Consider the following 19,192-nt stretch of genomic DNA (forward strand, 5'->3'; position numbering starts at 1 on the left):
TTTGGTCAGCATCGGGCGAAAAGCGTTCTTCGCAACCTACTTGTTCGCCCCTTTAGAAAATGTCGACACATCCACTGCGCTCTGTTGCCCGTCTGGACTCTCAACACCGGTTAGCGATTGGTCTGTTTTTGGCAGTCGTTGCTTATTTTGCGGTTCCGGGCAGGTTCAGTGTAGCCGCTCACCTGACCGTTGTGTGGGTAACGTTTGCTCTGACAATACTCGTGCTCATGTGGACGAGTATCAGCATTGCGCATCCCCGCGATCTGCCCAAATTGACAAGCCTTGAGGATTCGAGCCGAACACTGATTTTACTTTTCGTTGTCGTAGCCGCCATAGCCAGCCTCTTCGCCGTTATTGAACTGCTCGACTCAACAGATAAGCATGCTCCTGAATGGCCACGAAACAGACTACTGGCGATCTCGGCCATTGCCAGTGCCTGGACGCTCGTGCATACGGTATTTACCCTCCGCTATGCGCACTTGTTTTACGGCAATAATAAGAGCCAGAAAGCCCATACGGGAGGGCTTGACTTCCCCGGCGACGACGAACCTGACTACCTGGACTTTGCTTACTTTTCATTTGTGATTGGCATGACCAGTCAGGTTTCCGATGTAGCGGTTAGTTCAAAACCCATGCGTCGGACGGCACTGGTTCATGGCATCCTATCATTTGGATTTAACGCCATCATCATCGCCCTGACGGTTGGCGGACTAGCTAACTAGGCTAGGAGTGCTTACCCGTCCGAACCTGCTTTTTCGCTTTCTCCAACTGCTCTTTTTCGTACTCTTCCCGCTGCCGTTTGTCGGAAAGCAGGTTGCGGTAAAGGCCGTTGAGTACATAGATGTCGTCGACCTCGTCGATTAGTAAGTGGAGTTGTTCACGTACCTGGGTAATATTCATTCGGTGATCCGCCGAAGCGGTTAGTTTGTTGGATTAGCTACTCAGCTAACAAATTTATACCGGTTTTCGCTCAATGAAAGAAGAAATATCCGAGGGCAATACCAGCAATAACACCCATTAAATCGGCGAATAATCCGAACGGAATGGCATACCGCGAATTGCGAATACCGACCGAACCGAAGTATAGCGCCACAATGTAAAACGTGGTATCGGCCGCCCCCTGAAACATGCACGCCAGCCGCCCGACAAAGGAATCGGGGCCAAACTGCTTCATGGCGTCGATCATCAGCGCACGCGATCCTGAGCCGCTCAATGGCCGCATCAGAGCCACCGGCAACGCGTCGGTAAATTCGGTGTTGATGCCCGTCAGGCTGAACACGTATTTCAGCCCGTCGATCACATAATCCATAGCACCGGAATTGCGGAATGCCCCGATCGCAACGAGCATACCAACCAGGTACGGGATAATACGAACGGAAGTCTCGAAACCACCTTTGGCACCTTCGATGAAGGCATCAAAGATGTCTACCTTTTTCCGCATCGCCCCCAGCAGAAATGACACCACAATGAGCATCAGCACGAGATTCCCCGTCACCTTCGAAATGATCTCTATTTCGTCTTTTGTCTTCGTCGACAGGAACCATAAGGCCAGTCCAATCAGGCTCGTGATACCACCCAGCCAGCCCAGTATGGTAGCATTGATCAAATTGATGCGTTGCTTGATGGCCACCGCAATCATGCTGACCACCGTGGCCACGTATGTAGCGATCAGGCAGGGAATAAAAATATCCGACGGGTCCTTAGCCCCCAGGATAGCCCGCTGCGCCATGATGCTCAATGGAATAATGGTTAAGCCCGATGTGTGCAGCACCAGGAACATAATCTGAGCATTGGAGGCCGTTTCTTTCGTCGGGTTTAACTCCTGTAAACTCGCCATGGCCCGCAACCCAAAGGGTGTGGCAGCATTGTCGAGCCCCAGCATATTGGCCGAGAAGTTCATGATCATCTGACCGTTTGCCGGGTGGTCGCGGGGTACTTCGGGGAAGAGCTTGTGAAAGAACGGACCGATGATGCGGGCCAGGAAATTAATGGCTCCCGCTTTCTCGCCAATGTTAAGCAGTCCCAGGAAAAATGTCATCACCCCAGCTAATGGCAAGGCAATGTCCATAACGGCGACCTTTGACGAATCGAACAGCCCCTCGACCAGGATTTTGAAGATTTCGGTGTCACCCAGGAAGATCAGTTTGGCCAGCGCAACGATAAACGCAATGATAAAAAAGGCAACCCAAATGTAATTTAAGGCCATGTTACGGGCGGTTTAGCAAGCAAAGTAGTGCGTTTTGGCGTTATTTGCGTTATGATGAACGGTAAAAAAGTTAAGCCACAGAACAGCACGGAGAAAATACAGAGATACACAAAGATTTTTCTCCATGCTGCTCTGTGCGTCTTTGTGCATCTCTGTGGCACACCCTTAAAAGCACAGGACTTTGAAGCCGCTATGGCCAAACAGGGACTTGTCGACATACAGAAAGTAGATCCGACGATTCTGGTCGAACTGAAGTATTCGACCACCGACAACTTCGTCGGGAAGGACGTGTATGGCGACCTGACGAGGGCATATATGCAACCGATGGCCGCAAAAAAACTCGCCGAAGCCAGCAAGTACCTACAGACTCATCACCCGAACCTACGGCTTTTGGTGTATGATGCGGCCCGCCCCCGCTCCGCTCAGTGGAAGCTATGGAACGCCCTTCCCGACTTACCCGAGCATGAACGCCAAAAGTACGTAGCCGACCCGCGCAAAGGCTCTATTCACAACTATGGCTGCGCCGTCGATCTAACCGTTGCCACGTCCGACGGCAAACCACTGGACATGGGCACCAAATACGACTTCTTTGGTGAACTGGCGTACCCCTCCCGCGAAAAAGAACTTCTTCAATCCGGCAAATTAACGCAGCAGCAAATCGACAACCGTCAGATCCTGCGCACAGCCATGCGGCAGGGCGGGTTCAGTCCCATCGAGTTCGAGTGGTGGCACTTCAATTCACTATCGAGGGAGAAGGCAAAAATGATGTTCCGGATTGTGGATTAGTGGGGCACAGTTCTCAAAACACCAGATTATCAATCAATCTGACGTTCCCTAAATGAGCGGCCAGACAGATGGCCGTTTGCCCCGGTGCCAGCACTTCATTGGCTAGTTGGAGGGTGTCGGCATTCACTACCTCGACGTATTCTAATCGAAAATGCGGATTACCCGTAAAAAAGCCGGTTACAGCCGCTTTCGCCTGCGAGGGACTATGACCATCGGCCATCAGCTCGCGCGCCAGCATGAGGGCCTTAAACAGCACCGTAGCCTGTTGCCGTTCATCGGGCGAAAGATTCCGGTTTCGTGACGACATAGCCAGCCCATCGGCCTCCCGAATAGTCGGACACCGAACCAGCTCAACCGGTATACTGAGGTCGCGAATGAGTTGCCGGATTACCGCCACCTGCTGCAGGTCTTTCTGACCAAAATAGGCTTTATCGGGCTGTATAATATTGAACAGTTTGGCGACAACAATACCCACGCCGTTAAAATGACCCGGCCGGAAAGCGCCTTCCATCACCGTCTCCAGTTCACCGAAGTTTATTTTTAACGTTGGCGACTCAGGGTACATTTCAACTACCGAAGGGGCAAACACAACATCACAACCGGCGGCTTCCAGTTTCTGGCAATCTTCTTCCAGTGTACGGGGATATCGGGCGAGATCGTCGGGGTTGTTGAATTGAACCGGATTAACGAAGATACTGCTCACGACTACGCCATTTTGGCGACGTGCCGCGTCGATAAGGGTTAGATGACCTTCGTGCAACGCGCCCATGGTTGGCACGAGGCCAATCGTTTGTTGTTCAGACCGTAGCGAACTCAGGTGGTGACGCAGCGCGGCAATAGTGTCAAAACGAAGCATAACAGGCAAATCTTTTTTTGGGGCTGCAATAATACATCAACCGCATCTTTTTTGGACAAAACGTATTGAAATACGGGAAAAATTTGTATAATTTTGCAAGTTTTTTGGTTCACTCAGACAACACACGCTTCCCTACTTATGAGCAAACTTCGCATCCTTTATGTTGCCAGCGAAATCAATCCTTTCCTGAAAACGTCTGACGTCGCTGACTTCGTCCGCAAATTGCCTCAAGCCATGCAGGAGCGCGGGATGGAAATTAGAATTCTGGTGCCTCGTTTTGGCCTTATCAACGAGCGCAAAAATCGGTTGCACGAAGTAGTACGGTTGTCGGGGATAAATATTGCCGTAGGAGATGATGAAAAACCACTAATTATCAAAGTAGCTTCGATTCCAACCGCTAAACTACAGGTATATTTTATTGACAACGAAGACTACTTCCAGCGGAAATATGTCTTTCATGATAAAGAAAACCGGTTCTACGACGACAACGACGAACGGGCGATCTTTTTTTGCAAAGGTGTTCTGGAAACAGTTAAGAAACTAGGCTGGGCGCCTGATATCGTTCATTGCAACGACTGGATGACCGCCCTGATTCCTCTTTATCTCAAAACAACCTATAAAAACGACCCAATGTTTAAAGACACCAAGTCGGTTTTTACAGTCTATAACAACTCCTTTGAGCACCGTTTTGAGGGCGACATCATTGAGAAAGCACGCATGATGGACATCGACGATGAAATGCTGGCCGAATTAAAAACAGCTGATTTCGAAGGCTTTATACGAATTGGGTCTACTTATGCAGATGCCGTTGTCCGGGCTGAAGAAGAATCGAGCGAAAGTCTTAATGCCATCATGACCGACTTCCCTGAGCATAAATTTGACACCGTTGACGATGAGGATGTAACGGACCGTTACTACAACCTTTATACACAGTTAGCAGGGTAGCGCAAGTACATAGCTAACTTAGCGTATTATCATAAATATTAACAATTATTTACAAATATTTATAAAATGACTCTTAAAAAGCCGGGAATTCCCGGCTTTTTGTTGTTTATTTACCTCTAAAAAAATATTCTTCCTTATTCAATTCAATTATAAACAAACCGGATAATACGGATAAAATCTAAACGTGTCGGCGTTCCGACAACTACTGATTATGTGTGGCATTGTAGCTTATGTGGGGCATCGGGAAGCCTGCCCGTTAGTGATAAAAGGACTGAAACGACTGGAGTACCGAGGCTACGACAGCGCCGGTGTTGCCCTCATCAATCACCAGGGTCTGGCCGTCTATAAGAAGAAAGGCAAAGTGGCCGCTCTGGAGCATGAACTCATTGGAAAAGATGTTCAGGCCACCATCGGCATGGGCCACACCCGATGGGCTACCCACGGCGAACCCAATGATGCCAACGCTCACCCCCACTATTCCTTCCATCGCAAGCTGGCCATCATCCACAACGGCATCATCGAGAACTATGCCGCCATCAAACAGGCCCTGCTTAAAAAAGGACACACATTCACCAGCGAAACCGATACTGAGGTACTGGGTCAGTTCATCGAAGATATCTGGGAAAACAATGGGGGTACTCTCGAAGAGGCCGTTCGGCTGGCTCTCCAGGAAGTGGTCGGGGCCTATGCCATCGTTATTATGAGCCAAACCGAACCTACGCAGCTCATTGCCGCCCGGAAGGGCTCCCCCCTGGTCATTGGCGTAGGAGATAATGAGTTTTTTCTGGCCTCCGATGCCACTCCCATCGTCGAGTACACCAAGGACGTTATCTACCTCAACGATTACGAAGTAGCCATCATCAGAGAGGGAGAGCTCTCGGTCGTTACGCTGGATAACACCACCACTACCCCTTACGTCCACAAGGTGGAACTGGAGCTGGAAGCCATTGAGAAAGGCGGCTTCGACCACTTCATGCTCAAGGAAATCTTCGAACAGCCGCGCTCGATTGCCGATTCCATGCGGGGGCGGGTCAAAGCCGAAGAGGGCACCCTCCAGTTGGGCGGCCTGCGAGACTACCTCGACAAGCTGGCCAAGTCAAAGCGCATCGTCATCATTGGCTGCGGTACGTCCTGGCACGCGGGGCTGGTGGCCGAATATATCTTCGAAGAGCTGGCCCGCATTCCGGTGGAGGTCGAGTACGCGTCGGAGTTCCGTTACCGCAACCCCATTATCAAGGAGGGCGACATTGTAATCGCTATTTCACAATCGGGCGAGACGGCTGATACACTAGCGGCCATCGAACTGGCCAAGTCGAAGGGGGCAACCATCTTTGGGGTCTGTAATGTAGTGGGTTCGTCCATTGCGCGGGCTACCCACGCAGGTGCTTTCACCCACGCGGGTCCCGAGATTGGGGTAGCCAGCACGAAGGCGTTCACGGCCCAGGTGACGGTGTTAACGCTGATGGCTCTGGCAGCCGCTCATCGGAAAGGAACGCTCTCGGAGTCGCTGTTCCGGCAGTTGCTGACGGAGCTTGAAAGCATTCCAGCCAAGGTAGAACAGGTCTTACAGGCAGCCGACAAGATCAAGGAGATTGCCTACATTTTCACGTATGCCCGTAACTTCATCTACCTGGGTCGGGGTCTTAACTTTCCGGTTGCCCTGGAAGGAGCGCTGAAACTGAAAGAGATCAGTTACATCCACGCCGAAGGTTACCCGGCGGCTGAGATGAAGCACGGCCCGATTGCGCTGATCGACGAAGACATGCCGGTGGTGGTGATTGCCACTCAGGACAGTTCGTACGAGAAGGTGGTGTCCAACATTCAGGAAGTAAAAGCACGGAAAGGCCGCGTTATTGCCATCACTACGGAGGGCGACAATCACCTGCCTGGTATGGTTGACTTCACCATTGAAATCCCCAGGGTGCATGAGATTCTGGTGCCGCTGGTGTCGGTGGTGCCCTTGCAGTTACTATCCTACTACATCGCCGTAATGCGGGGCCGCAACGTGGACCAGCCCCGAAACCTGGCCAAGTCCGTTACAGTCGAGTAAGCTTATGACTCATTACAGAAAAAGGCTCCAATACGGGGCCTTTTTCTGTAATGAGTCATCTTAATTTGCGATAAATAGGTTTTGTGCACAACTTTCGGCTCCACAGATCAAATTACTCCCGACTACGTCATCTATCAACATGAAGAAAACAGCTTTACTTCTTGGATTAATTCTCTTTGCCGCTGGAGCGACTCATGCCCAGACGTTCAGAGGTCTCGACAAAACGCCGATGGACATGGCGTATTACCCGGACGACTACGCGCATGACCGTAAGTTTGCGCCCGCTAAAATCGGCACCGATAAAGCCATGGTTCGCATCACCTACAATCGCCCTTTCAAGAACGGTCGCGAAGTTTTCGGTAAGTTGGTCCCCTACGGCAAAGTATGGCGGGCTGGTGCAAATGAAGCCCCGGAAATTAAATTCTATCAGGATGTTACGATTGGCGGCAAAAAAATACCGGCAGGAAGCTATGCTTTGTTAACCATTCCGAATGAGAACGAATGGACAATCATCCTCAGCTCCGACGTTGATCAGTGGGGTGCTTACAGCTATAATGAGAAGCTGGACGTGGTTCGGGTAAATGTGCCGGTACAAAAAGCCGAGAGTCCACTGGAGAACTTCTCCATTCAGTTTGCGAAGAAAGATGCTAAAAACGCCATTATGTACATGGGTTGGGATACCACAGTGGTAGCGGTTCCTATTGGCCTATGAGACTAAATTAAACGGGAGTTTCAGGGCTCCTGTTTAATTTAACCCTTTCGTCATGTATCAAATCGACAATGGCTTCATTAGACAAAGTCCCGTTTTTAATTGTCGTAGGTAGTCGTTCCGGTTTGGGTATGTTGCCGACCACCATGCTGATTTAACGTTTTTACCCTATTTCGTGGCAACATGCCACCCATTGAACGGCTTTACAGTTCCACAAGTTGGTCCTCCGTCCTTACCTATTCCCGGAACCTTCGTTTCTAACAGTTTGGCAGAATTGTCTATTATCTGCTCAACCATTTCTGCCGTGATCCCCTTTAGCGGAACCTTCAACCGGCGGCTCCAGATAGAATCGAGTTGGCCGGCACTCTTCCCAATGTTGATATAAACAAACCGATTCGCCGGTGGTCCCTGAACAAGGGGGCCAGCGAAATCAGGCTGATTGTCGGTGCCAGATTTAGTAACAACCGAACATTCGAAGCATAAATCCTGTGTAGCGGACCTTTGTTTCTGAAGAATATCGTAGTTATGACCACTTCCGCTCTGAAGGCCAAAATCGACCCCCGCAGTTGGACTTTCCAAACGTATACGTAGCGTTAATTCCTGCTTCATTTGTTTTGCGGGTCCTGATCCGACCAGAACAGTCGGCAGTAAAGTCATCTAATCATTCACGCGTTTGTACTTCTCGATGATGATATGGTCGATCCCCAACTTTTCTACCTTCTCCACGCCTTTCTGAATGAGTGTATCGCCTTTGATCTTTATAACGAACGAAAACTTGTTGTTTTCCCACGCTTTGTCGGTGAAGTATTCCAGACTCTCCGTATAAACACTATCGGCCAGGGTGTATTTGCCGCCACCTGCACTGAATCGAGTTGCCGATGAATCGTCCTTCGACACCGCGTGATTCAGGAAAGCGAAGTGCGTAGCATTAATGATCTTGATCATTTTATGCGTCGGATCGAAGGTCGAAACTGTCGAATCTTTTTCGGTACTTGTCGCCGACACCAGTTCCCAGGTGCCTACCAGTGGGGGCGGTGTTTGCGAAGAGTTGCAGCTTAAGCAGGCAGAAATGAAGGGCAATACGAACAGGAGATTTTTAACTTTCATTTAGTGTATAATAAATTAATATACAGAGACGAATCCATTACTGGTCTACTGTTTATCAGTTGCTCACTGTATAAGGCAATAAGTCGTTACGCTTTGCTTTTTAATTTAACCATCAGAAAAGCAGCAATGCTTATAGGCGGATAGCTATATCATACTGGTCCTTTAGCACGCATTTCTTCATATATACTTATTCAGTATATCATATACTCCAAACTTATACTTGTTCAGTCAAGCTTCATTTCAAAAACATAATAACACTTTTATTATGTATTCCTCAATTTTTAAACTCTCTTTATATACTTTATTTTCTAATGAATATAAAAATTTAAATTAATTACCCATACAAATAGAATAAGTAAACTAAAGATAAAAAATTATCCACAAAAAATTAGATCTTCCATTATTGTATTATTTTTACTCAACTTTAAATTTTCTCTACATATAGTAGTTTTCTACACTGCCAAGTGGCTTAATTCCTATCATAAATAAGCCATTTAGCAACAAAGTCTTTGTATACACCCCGTACCCGTAACAAGCATTTAACCATGGATAAAGTAGAATCGCAAGTACTTTACAATACATTATTAGTCGAAGACGAGCCCACTTTTATTGAGCAGTTAAGCCATTATATAAATCAGGTTAACTTTCTCTCCCAACCGATAATTTGCCAAACGGGTGTCGACGCGTTAAAAGCCCTGGCAACTACCCCAATCGATATTCTGTTTTTAGACCTTACTTTGCCCGACATGAGTGGGCTGGACTTATTAAAAGCTTCCCGTAACACGCCGGCAGTCATTGTCACATCCGCTTATAGTGAACTGGCCATCGACTGCTACGATTTCGATATCATTGATTTTTTACCCAAACCTTACGATTTCAGTCGGTTTTTGCGGGGTATGGGTCGTGTACTTGAGTTTATCCAGACAAAGACAGCTAACGAAGTTAAACCAGCCTTCACGCCACAAAAGGAAGAAATTTATTTGAAATGCGGCCGGCGCTTAGAGCGGTTCGCTTACAATGACATTTTATATATTGAAGCATATGGACTTTATATTAAAGTTCACACTTTAGATGGTGTCTTTGCAGTTAATAAACGGATATCCATTTTATCTGAAGACCTCCCAAACGAACGTTTTATCCGCATTCATAAATCGTATATAGTGAACGTTACCCATTTGAAACGACTGGACTCGAAAGCTGTTTGGATTAAAACCACCAAAATCCCTATTGGTATTACCTATCAAACTAGTGTACACGAACAATTACAAAAGCTTGGCATCAGCGCAAAGACAGACTGATTACTCGTAAACTGATTAGTTGTTGTATTGAACAGGTTTTTGCTACAGATGACGCAAATTTATCATCTCGTGCAACTTGTATTCGTTCAGAAAGGCTATATAGCTCCACAGGACTTTCAGCAGCGTACGGGACAGCTTATGCAGAGCGTTGCCGGAGTCTACCTGACCTTGGACAACCTGCTCCACGGGTCCACTCTTTAGCGAAGTAACCTGCTGGCCAGACTGACCCAAGTGAACCTGTTCAAAATTATGGAGTCGGTTCTGTACTTGTGCACATACGAATTAAAAAACAAACACCTGTCTTTAAGCACCTGCTTTCAAAAGTTCTCTGTGGCAGCCGATGAAGTGCAACTCGAGTTTGTGCAACGCAACCTGATTCACAACGCCATTAAGTTTACCCCTCGGGGCGGCTCCATTCGCATAAGTACCGTCCAGCAGCCCAACATCACCTGGTTGAGCATCAACGAATCGGGGGTGGGTGGTGGGGCACAGCGGACAAGAAAGGAACGGGGCGGGAGTCTATCCGGCTCAACCAGAGCAAGTTATTTATTGATAGTGAGCCAGTAAAGGAACCATTGTAAGCATTCAGTTTGATCGTGTTTTTAATTCAGTAGACATTAAACAGGCCATATAGTAAGTTATATAAATAAATAAACATTATTTTTACAATCGTTAGAATATATGTCTACATAGAGGGTACAGACTTAACTTATAATTTATCTTTAAAGTAAATAATACATTGCTTTACTTCTTATTCAAATCTGCTTAACAGGTGCGCCAGCGTAGTAGTCCGATTTCTTATCAAAGAGATAGAGCTTAGCCTGTACATCAAAAACATAGACATTTTCTTAATTGGCTCTCTTACAGACAGTTGACGCAACCCCGTTTTTTGTTAGCCAACTGATTTTGTAGATTTGACCAGATTACAACATTATGAATCTTTGGAAACAGTTAAAAACGCGATTCATACAGAATCCGGCAAGCGACCCAAAAGCCGTAGAGGACGCTTGTTTTTGGCGGGTCGATATGCATTCGCACCTACTTCCCGACGTTGACGATGGCGTAAATAACTCCGAGGAAGCCCTTGTCTGCCTGCAGCAAATGGCCGATTGGGGAATTCAACGCGTTATTACCACACCGCACGTCAGCCGGGACTGGTACCCCAACTCTTCGGATTCGTTACGGGCGGGCCAGCTGGAATTACAGCGATTAGCCGATGAGAACGGCCTTGCGATAAAAATTGACGTTGCCGCAGAATACATGCTTGACGAGTTTTTTCCGGACCTGATCGATAAAAATGACCTCCTGACGTTTGGAAAAGAACGTTATCTACTCATTGAAACTGGCTGGGTATCCGCCCCTCAACAACTGGACGACATTTTATTTCGCCTTCAAACTCGAGGATACACGCCCATACTTGCTCATCCTGAACGGTATACGTATTACCATACCGACGAAGCCAGCCTGGCCCGGCTCCATGACATGGGTTGCCTGTTTCAACTCAATTGGCTTTCCCTAACCGGCCGGTATGGCCGAAAGGTCCGCACGCAGGCCCAGCGCATATTGAAGAACAACTGGGTCGATTTTATTGGCAGTGACCTCCATCGGCCGGAAGACCTGGCGGCTCTTGGCTCGTTATTTTCTCTACCAGAATATGAATTACTCCGTGCCCAGCCCCTGCGAAACGAATCGTTGCTTTTAGAGTGAGTACCCTGGCCCAACAAATTCTGTTTGGCCATACACCAACCGCCTTACCGGTTCGGGTACCACTGCCTGACAGGAATAAGTGCGCCGAATGATGTAATTTTTTTTACCCTGAGACTCGTAGTATGTGCGCATTTGCAAATCCAGGCTTACCCCAAACGCCAGAAACTGGAGTCCGGCCAGCAGCCAGATAGCTCCTACGGCAAACCGGTCGAGATCGGTGATGGCGGTATCTGCAGTCCACAAAAATCGCATGGACAGAAAAAAGCCGCCCGACAGCAACAGCATCCCCAACCCACCAAACAGGTGCATCGGCTTATTCAGGTACCGTTTGAAAAAGAGTAGCAAGAGCAAATCACTTAGAACCCGACCCGTTCGTCCCAGCCCATATTTTGACTGACCAATTCGGCGCGGGTGATGGCGAACGGGTACTTGTACAATTCGGGCACCATCCAGATGGGCCAGTGCCGCAATGAACCGATGCAACTCGCCGTACAAGCCAATTCGCTTCACAAAATCGGCTCGAAATACTTTTAGAGCACAGCCATTATCATCAATGGGAAGATCGAGCACGCGCCGGATAAGGCCATTGGCCAGTCGGCTGGGCCACACACGCAGCCAACTGTTGTCCTGGCGATTATGCCGACGACCCATTACCAGATCAACGTCCTGTTCTTCGGCTATCCGAAGCATGGGAATAATATCCAGCGGATCATTTTGCTGATCGCCATCCATTGTAACAATAAACGTACCCTTTGCCGCATCAATACCCGCCGACAAAGCCGCACTCTGCCCGTAATTCTTTTGCAGATCCAGGACGGTCAGTCGATCATTTCGAACGGCTAACAACTCAGCGAGTGTTGCATCTGTTGAGCCATCGTTAACGTAAATAAGCTCGTAATCCAGCGGTTGCAATGCCAGATCAAGCTGCTTCAGTAAAGGTTGATTGTTTCCGGATTCGTTATAAACACAAACCACGACAGACACGTACGGTCGATTTTTCATAAGCCTTAAATTAGTCGATTGACTGGGCATAAACCTGTGTTCGCTGGGCCTGATTCACCATGGTACGTAAGCCCTCCATGAGGTCGGTAGCGGGTTGATAATCCAGTAGCCGACGTGCTTTTTCGATGGATGCATGGGTATACGGCACATCGCCGGGCTGGTCGGTCAGCCAGTTGATTGGCACACGCCGTTTGGTAAGCTGTTCGAGCAGGGCAATCAATTCCAGCAGGGTTACAGGATGAGCACTACCCAGATTAATAATTTCACAGCCCTTCACCCGCTCAATTGACCGGCTTATCCCCGCCACAATGTCATCGACGTATGTGTAATCCCGTCGGCTCAGTCCGTCCCCAAAAAGCGTAATCGGCTGTTGGCTGGTCAATTGATGAATGAATCGGGAGATACCCATATCGGGTCGTTGCTGCGGACCATACACGGTAAACAGACGCAGACAGAACACCTGGAGACCATGCAGTTGGTGATGGTGCTGACACAGCCGTTCGGCCGCCCGCTTCGACAAGGCGTAAGGCGACACCGAGTTTTCGGCCGAATCCGTTTCCAGGAATACCCCTCCCGACCGGCTACCGTATACGGACGATGATGACGCAAACACAAAGCGTTTGATATTGAACAAACGCATGGCATCCAATAAAACAGCGGTCCCGTTTACATTATGCTCCATGTAAGCCGACGGATTCTGCAGCGATGGTCTAACGCCCGCCAGACCCGCCAGATGAATAACCCCATCGACCCGATGAGCCTTAAAAATCTGATGCAGTAACCCAGCGTCGCGGATGTCACCCTGATACAATGACCAGCCCGGCAGATGCCGAATAGAGTGTATATGCTGCCATTTAATGGCGGGATCGTAGCTGGCATTGAAATTATCAAGCAGCAACACCTTATGCCCCAATGTCAACAAATGACGGGTTAGTGTGTGACCAATAAAGCCGGCTCCTCCCGTAATCAGAATCGTCATACCATATTAACTTTTTATCTAATTTATATATATCTTGTTTACAAATAGCATAGATACATAAGAATAAGAAAGATTTATTCACAAAGTCTACAAAACCACTTCTCCACTAATGATCTGGTTATCCGTTAACCCTGACGGGTTACTTAAGACCCTTACTTAAATACGACAATAGACGCCGGGTGTCGATCAAACAGGACAAGCTGACCAATGGTCCTGACGGATTGGTGCGCCAGACTAACGGAATCGGCGATGTAAAAGGCACCTGGTATCTTTTTATTGGTTCTTTGTAAAATGTTGCCCCGTACGAGAGTGATATGGAATGAGCTGACATCCGTAGCCGGACCATCCCCTACTGTCGTTTTATAACCGTACAAGGGATGGCCCAGCGTCAGGCGGGCCGCTTTAACAGCCGTGTCTTTATAGAACTCACGTTTGGCGGCCCTACCCGGCAGGGCAAACCAGTTAAATCCCATCCGAACTACAATCAGCACCGCAATCATCAGACGAAGCCGATTATGGGTATCCCGAATCATAAGCCAGGCCAGGCCCGATAGCAGGACAGAAAGAACCGCCGTTTTAGCCAATGCACCAGGCAGCACACGGGTTACAGGATAGAACATGACAGCCCAGCAACCTGCAGCCAATACAACCGTCGTGACCAGCCATATGCGTTCAACCCACCACCGCCCACGGCTAGCCGGGCGGCTGTGTTCATAATAGAGGTAGGCCAGTACGGTAAACAGCATGGGCATTAACCCGATCAGGTAACGGCCATAGACCTGGGGCGAAAGCCAGTAAATGATTACCGTAGAGCTGAATGACACCGCATTGAAGGCAACAAAAGGGTCTTCTGCCAGAATTTTCCCAATTCCGCGACGCAGCAGCAAAACCGCCAACAGCGTGAACGGGGCAAAATGGTAAGTAAGCTCAAACGGAAACGTAATCAGGTGAAGCAAGGTCGCGCCCCAGCCAAAGTAAAGTCCGGTACGCTTGGCACTTTCGGTGAACAAAACCCCCGCTACGTCCTGCAAAGGGATTGCGTTCCGGCTGAAATACGCCCAGTAGTACGCCCCCGTAATAAGAACAAATAATCCGATACCCGCGAAATGAGCCGGATGGAAAAGCAAACGGATGCGACGCGTGTAAACGAACCAGCCCAGCAAGGTCAGTCCCTGAAAGGCCAGCGGAGGTAGGCCCTTCAGCAGAAAGGCAATAGCCGTCAGGGCGTAGGTGGTAAGGTAAAGCCACCAGTACGACTGTTTTCGATCGTAGTGATACACCAGCATAATGGCCGTATACGTAACGAGTGCGAACGTGATCTCAATCAGCCCCAGCATTGAGTCATACAGCAATACCCGTCCGTTCGTAAGCATCATCAGGGCAGCTGCCCCACCTACTACCGGGTTTATTTCTTTTCGAACAAACCGGAACAACACAAGCCCCAGCAACAGCAGGGAAACCAGCATGGGAAACCGCAAAGCGAAAGACGAATAGTTGCCGAATAGCCGGTAGGAAGCAATAATGAGCCAGTTAAACAGAGGTGGCTTGTTAAAGTAACGTTCGCCGTGTAGCGTGGGCGTTAGGTAATCGCCAGACAGCATCATCTCCAGCGACACCAACGCCCGGCGAGCCTCATCGCCCGTATCGAGTGGCATCAATCCCAGGTGAGAGACCAGCGTAAACACCAGCCCTGAACACAGGATCAATGGCCACCAATCGGTTTTTGACCGAACAGCGAGCCGATTGGCGGTTGTCAGACTTTCCATATTATACCAGCCAGTTTGTTTTATCGTTTCTGAATAACCTTACGTAAACTCAACCACCCTCCAAGGCTATTCGTCAGCCACTGTCCCTGATCGAGCGCTACGGCCAGATTTAGCTGTGTGCCTCCTAACCATGAGACAGGCAGCATGAGTTGAGCCATACCCGAAAACTGGGTCAGTGGGGTACGCGGGTCGCTGCTGATGGGTCGCCCCAGGTTACGACTAAAGGACAGAAGTGCCCGGAGTTGTACGCCGGATGGCCATTCGCCCAGTATACCCAGATGCCCCACCTGCACGCGGTTATTGCTGATCATCATTAACCCACGACGTTCATATCCCCCTTTGAGATCACGCAGATCGACACGAGCATCCTGCCAGCGGGTCAAGAAGGGGGTTCCGACTACCCGTTGGCGGTGTGTCCATCCATCAAGATACTGGTAGTTATTGAAGTAGTCATCAGCCCCATTGTACAGACGATTATTAATGTCAAAATTAAATCCGGACTGACTTAAAGTTGTCAACAACTCAGCAGTTACCTGTCTGATCACAAGGCCAGTATGTGAATTAATGCGTATGTTTTTCCAACGAACACCGTATAGTCCATCCGGTAAATTTTTAAAAGCGACACCGGACTTATCTTCAAAAGGATGCTGGTAATACAGAAGCCAGTTGCCCTGCCCACCATCAACATCCAAAGCCACATCAATAGAACCCAAATGATTTCCTGCCTGATTCGCCAAGTCAATACTGCTGTATTGGGTGCGGTCATTAGGTGGTTGCCTAACCAAAATGATATCTTTATAAGTACTCAAAGAACTAGGAATTTTACCATTGACTGTAGTACCCAGCCTGTCTTTACTGGAACGGCCACCCCATTGAGCATAATGCGTTACACCTCCATACAAACGAACCCGATTATGGAAAAGGGTAAAGCGAAGAAATAACGCTTTCTGATGCAGAAACGAGTTCTGAATAGAATCGGTGTTACTAAACCAGCCGTGGGCATACATTCCATTTAAGGCGACTACCCCTTTGGTAAAGCCTAAAGGCACATACCCCCGGGTGCCCAATTGGAGTTTGTAGATCGGTAGTGCATTCCCCGACCACGCATATGAGCCCATCGATAACAGCGTATCGACCAGGCCAAATACTTCGCGCTTACGACCCAGATACAACTCAAAATTCCTGGATAACAGGCTGACGTGAGCTACCGGCAGGATCAGCCGCGATTGAGTACTTACATTGGCAACTCCTTCGATCGCTACTTTTGAGTGTATGCGCTGAGAGTCACCGAACTGCCTTGTCACACCTACTCGTACAATCCCGGCCGGCCCGGTTAATGGGACTGTTCCGTACTGGCGTGACCGGAACCAAAACGGAGTTTTTGGGGACGAAGACGCAAACCCGCCCGTTTCGACGATAAAGCTCTGCCGGGCGGTTACCGTATCGGGAACAGCCTGAGCAAATAAACGAGGAACAATAACATTAGTGGCAAGAGAAAGAATAAACCGTAATGAATAGGTCATAAAGTAGCTATCATTTAGTAGCCGGGACACATATGGAGGAAATACCAGGCTAATTATATACAGGCTAATTATATATATGTATTATCTATAGGCTAACGTCCAACAATCTTAGTAAAAAATACCCACATTATTTACAATAATTATATAACAACAGTATAATGTATACAATTTATTCGTTAATTATAATTTCCCAATACCGCTAGTTAATTATCAAACTATTTCTCAGATCGATTTCAAATCGGTTCAATCAAAAAGTCATTCCCGTCACTGCCTGAAAGTTCTTGGTATTATCGCCATAAGCCTTCACGACAACGCCCGTTGTAAATCCATTCGTAAATCGGTAGAGCAATCCATATTTCTGATACGAAGCGGGCTTGTACCAGCCCGGACGTATGGCGTTCCAGCCCATATGAGCCGTAAATGAAAAGTGCCCCTGCCAGAACTCATAACCCGCTAATAGCGTCCCCTGCCGATACGGCTGGTACCGACCCGTCCAATGAATAATTTGCTCCTTAAAATAATGGTCGTCGATAACTTCCAGACCACCTGATACCACATGAGACCGGGTAAGGTGGTAACCCGCTATCAGGTTCATGCCGAAAATGGGGTAAGCCTGCTCCGGACTGCGATCGGTAGCTTCCAGTACTTTAGCCGACCCTATGGCCAACGCACGAAACATCCAGCGTTTACCCATTAGGGGCGGTTGCCAGTTGTGTGTATCGGGCAAACGACTATTACTTGTATAGCGCTGAATACCAAGGGAAATAACAGGAATATTGAGCCCTTGATTCGGTAGTCGGACACCCGCGTTAGAGATGTGTTTATAATCCAATCCAGCGAGTAAACGCCAGCCAGGTGCCAGGGTAAAACGGCCGTATAAACCTGCACCAATTAACCCGTTAACGGGTGTTCCAAACGCCACGTTACCCGGATTAGTGATGGCTCCGTAGCTCCGCGAAACATACGTAATACCTGCCAGAGCGCGAACCGAAAGATCCCAGTGGAGACGGTGTACAAGAACAGGCTCATAGAATAGTCCCCCTCCTATCGACTGTCCCAGTACGGTTGGATTACGGAAGGAGTAGGCATTGACAAAAACGCCGGACCGAAAAAAACACTGACACTGTTCCCACGATTGGCGACGCGTATGCAATACGCTATAGCGCAATTCGACTCCAACCGGGGTTTGTGTCGAAGCAGGTGTTACGTGACTCGCTTTCGTTAAACCAGCCAGCGCCACTATGCCTAGTTCCCGTTCTTCCGGTTCAGGCACCTGACTCATCGCCGAAACACAGCCCCAGCTGACTAACCATATAGCTAAGTAATATCTCATGATATATATATCTGATTTACAGTAATTTATAATTATAAATAGCCATGAGTTCGCAATTTTCTTAAGCACTATCTAACAAATGATTTACATAATTTGAAAAAACACGATATATTAGTTAACAATATCCATCAAATTTATAAAATAAATATATAAATTTACCATATAATAAATATATATAGTATACTATAATATAATGTGATAACCATTCCTTGCTATGATTCATATAACTGCCTGCATCTTATTGAACTGGTTAAGTCTTAAGCCAGTATATCGGGCTTCAATTCTACAGGTCGATTCATTACACAGGCAGGCAGTCAGCGTTCATCTTGGCACAACGGGGCCGGGTGTGTTTTATAGTCGGCAGTTGAATAGCGCCCGGCGACTCACATGGCGCGTGGGTGGACATTATGTTTCCTACCAGAAAGAAATAGGGATTAAGGCTGCTAAAGATTCCTATTTACAGATCAAGCCAGACTTCACCATTGGCATAGCGGAGGCTAATCTCACCTGGCACCCCTTTCGGCGCAGTTCATTTTATGTGACGGGAGGTGTAGGCTACACCTGGCATCCGGACCTGCACCTGACACTGACAACCAAGGATAAATTGACGCTCGACGGGCTGGAGCTATTGCCACAGGATGTTGGAACAGTGAATCTGGCGTTTCGATGGCATCCGGTAGTGGGCTACCTGGGTTGGGGGTTTGGCCGCAGTATACCTAAAAGCCGGTTTGGCGTCGGGTTTGAGATGGGGCTATTTTACCTGGGCAAACCCAGCGTCCACCTCGATTACGAAGGGTTTCTGGAGACGACAACAATTGACGAACAGGTACCGCTTGTTGAGCGCAACCTGTCGAACTACCGTTACCTGCCATCTATCAATTTAACCCTGTCATACAGACTAACAGGAAGTAACTAATCTGAAACC

Annotated in this window: 20 protein-coding genes; 10 read left to right on the plus strand and 10 right to left on the minus strand. The window is 48.2% G+C overall.

The features are described from left to right. Positions 1–59 precede the first annotated feature (59 nt). The gene (locus ACYVJM_RS12265; protein ID WP_461148513.1) at positions 60–722 is read left to right on the plus strand and encodes a DUF1345 domain-containing protein; all 663 of its coding nucleotides are present in this window, start codon (positions 60–62) and stop codon (positions 720–722) included. A gap of 1 nt (position 723) precedes the next feature. Here ACYVJM_RS12265 and ACYVJM_RS12270 read toward each other — a convergent pair whose 3' ends face one another. Next, positions 724–900, minus strand: a complete 177-nt coding sequence (locus tag ACYVJM_RS12270; protein WP_461148514.1) for a hypothetical protein — start codon at positions 898–900, stop codon at positions 724–726. A 70-nt stretch (positions 901–970) separates the two neighbouring features. After that, positions 971–2,206 (minus strand): nucleoside recognition domain-containing protein, encoded by a 1,236-nt coding sequence (locus tag ACYVJM_RS12275; RefSeq protein WP_461148515.1) that lies wholly within the window; start codon positions 2,204–2,206, stop codon positions 971–973. A 51-nt stretch (positions 2,207–2,257) separates the two neighbouring features. Here ACYVJM_RS12275 and ACYVJM_RS12280 point away from each other — a divergent pair, with 51 nt between their 5' ends. Continuing rightward, a complete protein-coding gene (locus ACYVJM_RS12280; protein WP_461148516.1) occupies positions 2,258–2,992 on the plus strand; it encodes a M15 family metallopeptidase in 735 nt (244 codons plus the stop codon). A gap of 13 nt (positions 2,993–3,005) precedes the next feature. On the opposite strand, the gene panC is transcribed toward ACYVJM_RS12280, so the two are convergent. Then, the gene (gene panC / locus ACYVJM_RS12285; RefSeq protein ID WP_461148517.1) at positions 3,006–3,848 is read right to left on the minus strand and encodes a pantoate--beta-alanine ligase; all 843 of its coding nucleotides are present in this window, start codon (positions 3,846–3,848) and stop codon (positions 3,006–3,008) included. A 138-nt stretch (positions 3,849–3,986) separates the two neighbouring features. Here panC and ACYVJM_RS12290 point away from each other — a divergent pair, with 138 nt between their 5' ends. The 3 genes from ACYVJM_RS12290 (at position 3,987) to ACYVJM_RS12300 (ending at position 7,555) form a co-directional block, all read left to right on the plus strand. Continuing rightward, positions 3,987–4,793, plus strand: coding sequence for a glycogen/starch synthase (locus tag ACYVJM_RS12290; protein ID WP_461148518.1), 807 nt, complete (start codon positions 3,987–3,989; stop codon positions 4,791–4,793). A gap of 211 nt (positions 4,794–5,004) precedes the next feature. Beyond that, on the plus strand, positions 5,005–6,843 hold the full coding sequence (glmS, locus tag ACYVJM_RS12295; protein ID WP_461148519.1) for a glutamine--fructose-6-phosphate transaminase (isomerizing): 1,839 nt from the start codon (positions 5,005–5,007) through the stop codon (positions 6,841–6,843). A gap of 139 nt (positions 6,844–6,982) precedes the next feature. Next, complete coding sequence (locus tag ACYVJM_RS12300) at positions 6,983–7,555, plus strand: DUF2911 domain-containing protein (protein ID WP_461148520.1); 573 nt, start codon at positions 6,983–6,985, stop codon at positions 7,553–7,555. Between the two features lie 165 nt (positions 7,556–7,720). Here the strand turns inward: ACYVJM_RS12300 and ACYVJM_RS12305 are convergent, their stop codons facing one another. Both ACYVJM_RS12305 and ACYVJM_RS12310 read right to left on the minus strand, forming a co-directional pair. Beyond that, the gene (locus ACYVJM_RS12305; protein ID WP_461148521.1) at positions 7,721–8,209 is read right to left on the minus strand and encodes a DUF5990 family protein; all 489 of its coding nucleotides are present in this window, start codon (positions 8,207–8,209) and stop codon (positions 7,721–7,723) included. Then, complete coding sequence (locus tag ACYVJM_RS12310) at positions 8,210–8,659, minus strand: hypothetical protein (RefSeq protein WP_461148522.1); 450 nt, start codon at positions 8,657–8,659, stop codon at positions 8,210–8,212. It lies immediately after the preceding gene. Between the two features lie 545 nt (positions 8,660–9,204). Between ACYVJM_RS12310 and ACYVJM_RS12315 the strand changes: the two genes are divergently transcribed. From ACYVJM_RS12315 to ACYVJM_RS12330, 4 genes are all read left to right on the plus strand, one after another. Continuing rightward, positions 9,205–9,957, plus strand: coding sequence for a LytR/AlgR family response regulator transcription factor (locus tag ACYVJM_RS12315; protein WP_461148523.1), 753 nt, complete (start codon positions 9,205–9,207; stop codon positions 9,955–9,957). Positions 9,958–10,026: 69 nt separating this feature from the next. Continuing rightward, complete coding sequence (locus ACYVJM_RS12320) at positions 10,027–10,158, plus strand: hypothetical protein (RefSeq protein WP_461148524.1); 132 nt, start codon at positions 10,027–10,029, stop codon at positions 10,156–10,158. Between the two features lie 129 nt (positions 10,159–10,287). Next, on the plus strand, positions 10,288–10,524 hold the full coding sequence (locus ACYVJM_RS12325) for a hypothetical protein (protein ID WP_461148525.1): 237 nt from the start codon (positions 10,288–10,290) through the stop codon (positions 10,522–10,524). A gap of 366 nt (positions 10,525–10,890) precedes the next feature. Further along, positions 10,891–11,664: a tyrosine-protein phosphatase gene (locus ACYVJM_RS12330; protein ID WP_461148526.1), complete on the plus strand. Its 774-nt coding sequence runs from the start codon at positions 10,891–10,893 to the stop codon at positions 11,662–11,664. Here the strand turns inward: ACYVJM_RS12330 and ACYVJM_RS12335 are convergent. From ACYVJM_RS12335 to ACYVJM_RS12355, 5 genes are all read right to left on the minus strand, one after another. Continuing rightward, positions 11,656–12,666: a glycosyltransferase family 2 protein gene (locus ACYVJM_RS12335; protein ID WP_461148527.1), complete on the minus strand. Its 1,011-nt coding sequence runs from the start codon at positions 12,664–12,666 to the stop codon at positions 11,656–11,658. The two genes, ACYVJM_RS12330 and ACYVJM_RS12335, sit on opposite strands and share 9 nt — an antisense overlap. A gap of 10 nt (positions 12,667–12,676) precedes the next feature. Then, the gene (locus ACYVJM_RS12340) at positions 12,677–13,645 is read right to left on the minus strand and encodes an NAD-dependent epimerase/dehydratase family protein (protein ID WP_461148528.1); all 969 of its coding nucleotides are present in this window, start codon (positions 13,643–13,645) and stop codon (positions 12,677–12,679) included. Between the two features lie 152 nt (positions 13,646–13,797). Beyond that, positions 13,798–15,411 carry an ArnT family glycosyltransferase gene (locus ACYVJM_RS12345; RefSeq protein ID WP_461148529.1) on the minus strand — a complete coding sequence of 538 codons (1,614 nt, stop codon included), beginning with the start codon at positions 15,409–15,411 and terminating at the stop codon, positions 13,798–13,800. A gap of 20 nt (positions 15,412–15,431) precedes the next feature. After that, positions 15,432–16,934, minus strand: a complete 1,503-nt coding sequence (locus ACYVJM_RS12350; RefSeq protein WP_461148530.1) for a capsule assembly Wzi family protein — start codon at positions 16,932–16,934, stop codon at positions 15,432–15,434. Positions 16,935–17,181: 247 nt separating this feature from the next. Next, on the minus strand, positions 17,182–18,267 hold the full coding sequence (locus tag ACYVJM_RS12355; protein ID WP_461148531.1) for an acyloxyacyl hydrolase: 1,086 nt from the start codon (positions 18,265–18,267) through the stop codon (positions 17,182–17,184). A gap of 214 nt (positions 18,268–18,481) precedes the next feature. On the opposite strand from ACYVJM_RS12355, the gene ACYVJM_RS12360 reads away from it, so the two are divergent. Beyond that, positions 18,482–19,183 carry a hypothetical protein gene (locus tag ACYVJM_RS12360; RefSeq protein ID WP_461148532.1) on the plus strand — a complete coding sequence of 234 codons (702 nt, stop codon included), beginning with the start codon at positions 18,482–18,484 and terminating at the stop codon, positions 19,181–19,183. Positions 19,184–19,192 lie beyond the last annotated feature (9 nt).

The sequence above is a fragment of the Spirosoma pulveris genome, assembly GCF_054781875.1.

Excerpts from the sequence above, each read along its gene's own strand:
- ACYVJM_RS12310 (WP_461148522.1), bottom strand. The coding sequence starts at position 8,659 with ATGAAAGTTAAAAATCTCCTGTTCGTATTGCCCTTCATTTCTGCCTGC.
- ACYVJM_RS12265 (WP_461148513.1), top strand. The coding sequence starts at position 60 with ATGTCGACACATCCACTGCGCTCTGTTGCCCGTCTGGACTCTCAACAC.
- ACYVJM_RS12270 (WP_461148514.1), bottom strand. The coding sequence starts at position 900 with ATGAATATTACCCAGGTACGTGAACAACTCCACTTACTAATCGACGAG.
- ACYVJM_RS12305 (WP_461148521.1), bottom strand. The coding sequence starts at position 8,209 with ATGACTTTACTGCCGACTGTTCTGGTCGGATCAGGACCCGCAAAACAA.
- panC (WP_461148517.1), bottom strand. The coding sequence starts at position 3,848 with ATGCTTCGTTTTGACACTATTGCCGCGCTGCGTCACCACCTGAGTTCG.
- glmS (WP_461148519.1), top strand. The coding sequence starts at position 5,005 with ATGTGTGGCATTGTAGCTTATGTGGGGCATCGGGAAGCCTGCCCGTTA.
- ACYVJM_RS12330 (WP_461148526.1), top strand. The coding sequence starts at position 10,891 with ATGAATCTTTGGAAACAGTTAAAAACGCGATTCATACAGAATCCGGCA.
- ACYVJM_RS12335 (WP_461148527.1), bottom strand. The coding sequence starts at position 12,666 with ATGAAAAATCGACCGTACGTGTCTGTCGTGGTTTGTGTTTATAACGAA.
- ACYVJM_RS12345 (WP_461148529.1), bottom strand. The coding sequence starts at position 15,411 with ATGGAAAGTCTGACAACCGCCAATCGGCTCGCTGTTCGGTCAAAAACC.
- ACYVJM_RS12315 (WP_461148523.1), top strand. The coding sequence starts at position 9,205 with ATGGATAAAGTAGAATCGCAAGTACTTTACAATACATTATTAGTCGAA.
- ACYVJM_RS12280 (WP_461148516.1), top strand. The coding sequence starts at position 2,258 with ATGATGAACGGTAAAAAAGTTAAGCCACAGAACAGCACGGAGAAAATA.
- ACYVJM_RS12300 (WP_461148520.1), top strand. The coding sequence starts at position 6,983 with ATGAAGAAAACAGCTTTACTTCTTGGATTAATTCTCTTTGCCGCTGGA.
- ACYVJM_RS12360 (WP_461148532.1), top strand. The coding sequence starts at position 18,482 with ATGATTCATATAACTGCCTGCATCTTATTGAACTGGTTAAGTCTTAAG.
- ACYVJM_RS12290 (WP_461148518.1), top strand. The coding sequence starts at position 3,987 with ATGAGCAAACTTCGCATCCTTTATGTTGCCAGCGAAATCAATCCTTTC.
- ACYVJM_RS12355 (WP_461148531.1), bottom strand. The coding sequence starts at position 18,267 with ATGAGATATTACTTAGCTATATGGTTAGTCAGCTGGGGCTGTGTTTCG.
- ACYVJM_RS12350 (WP_461148530.1), bottom strand. The coding sequence starts at position 16,934 with ATGACCTATTCATTACGGTTTATTCTTTCTCTTGCCACTAATGTTATT.
- ACYVJM_RS12275 (WP_461148515.1), bottom strand. The coding sequence starts at position 2,206 with ATGGCCTTAAATTACATTTGGGTTGCCTTTTTTATCATTGCGTTTATC.
- ACYVJM_RS12340 (WP_461148528.1), bottom strand. The coding sequence starts at position 13,645 with ATGACGATTCTGATTACGGGAGGAGCCGGCTTTATTGGTCACACACTA.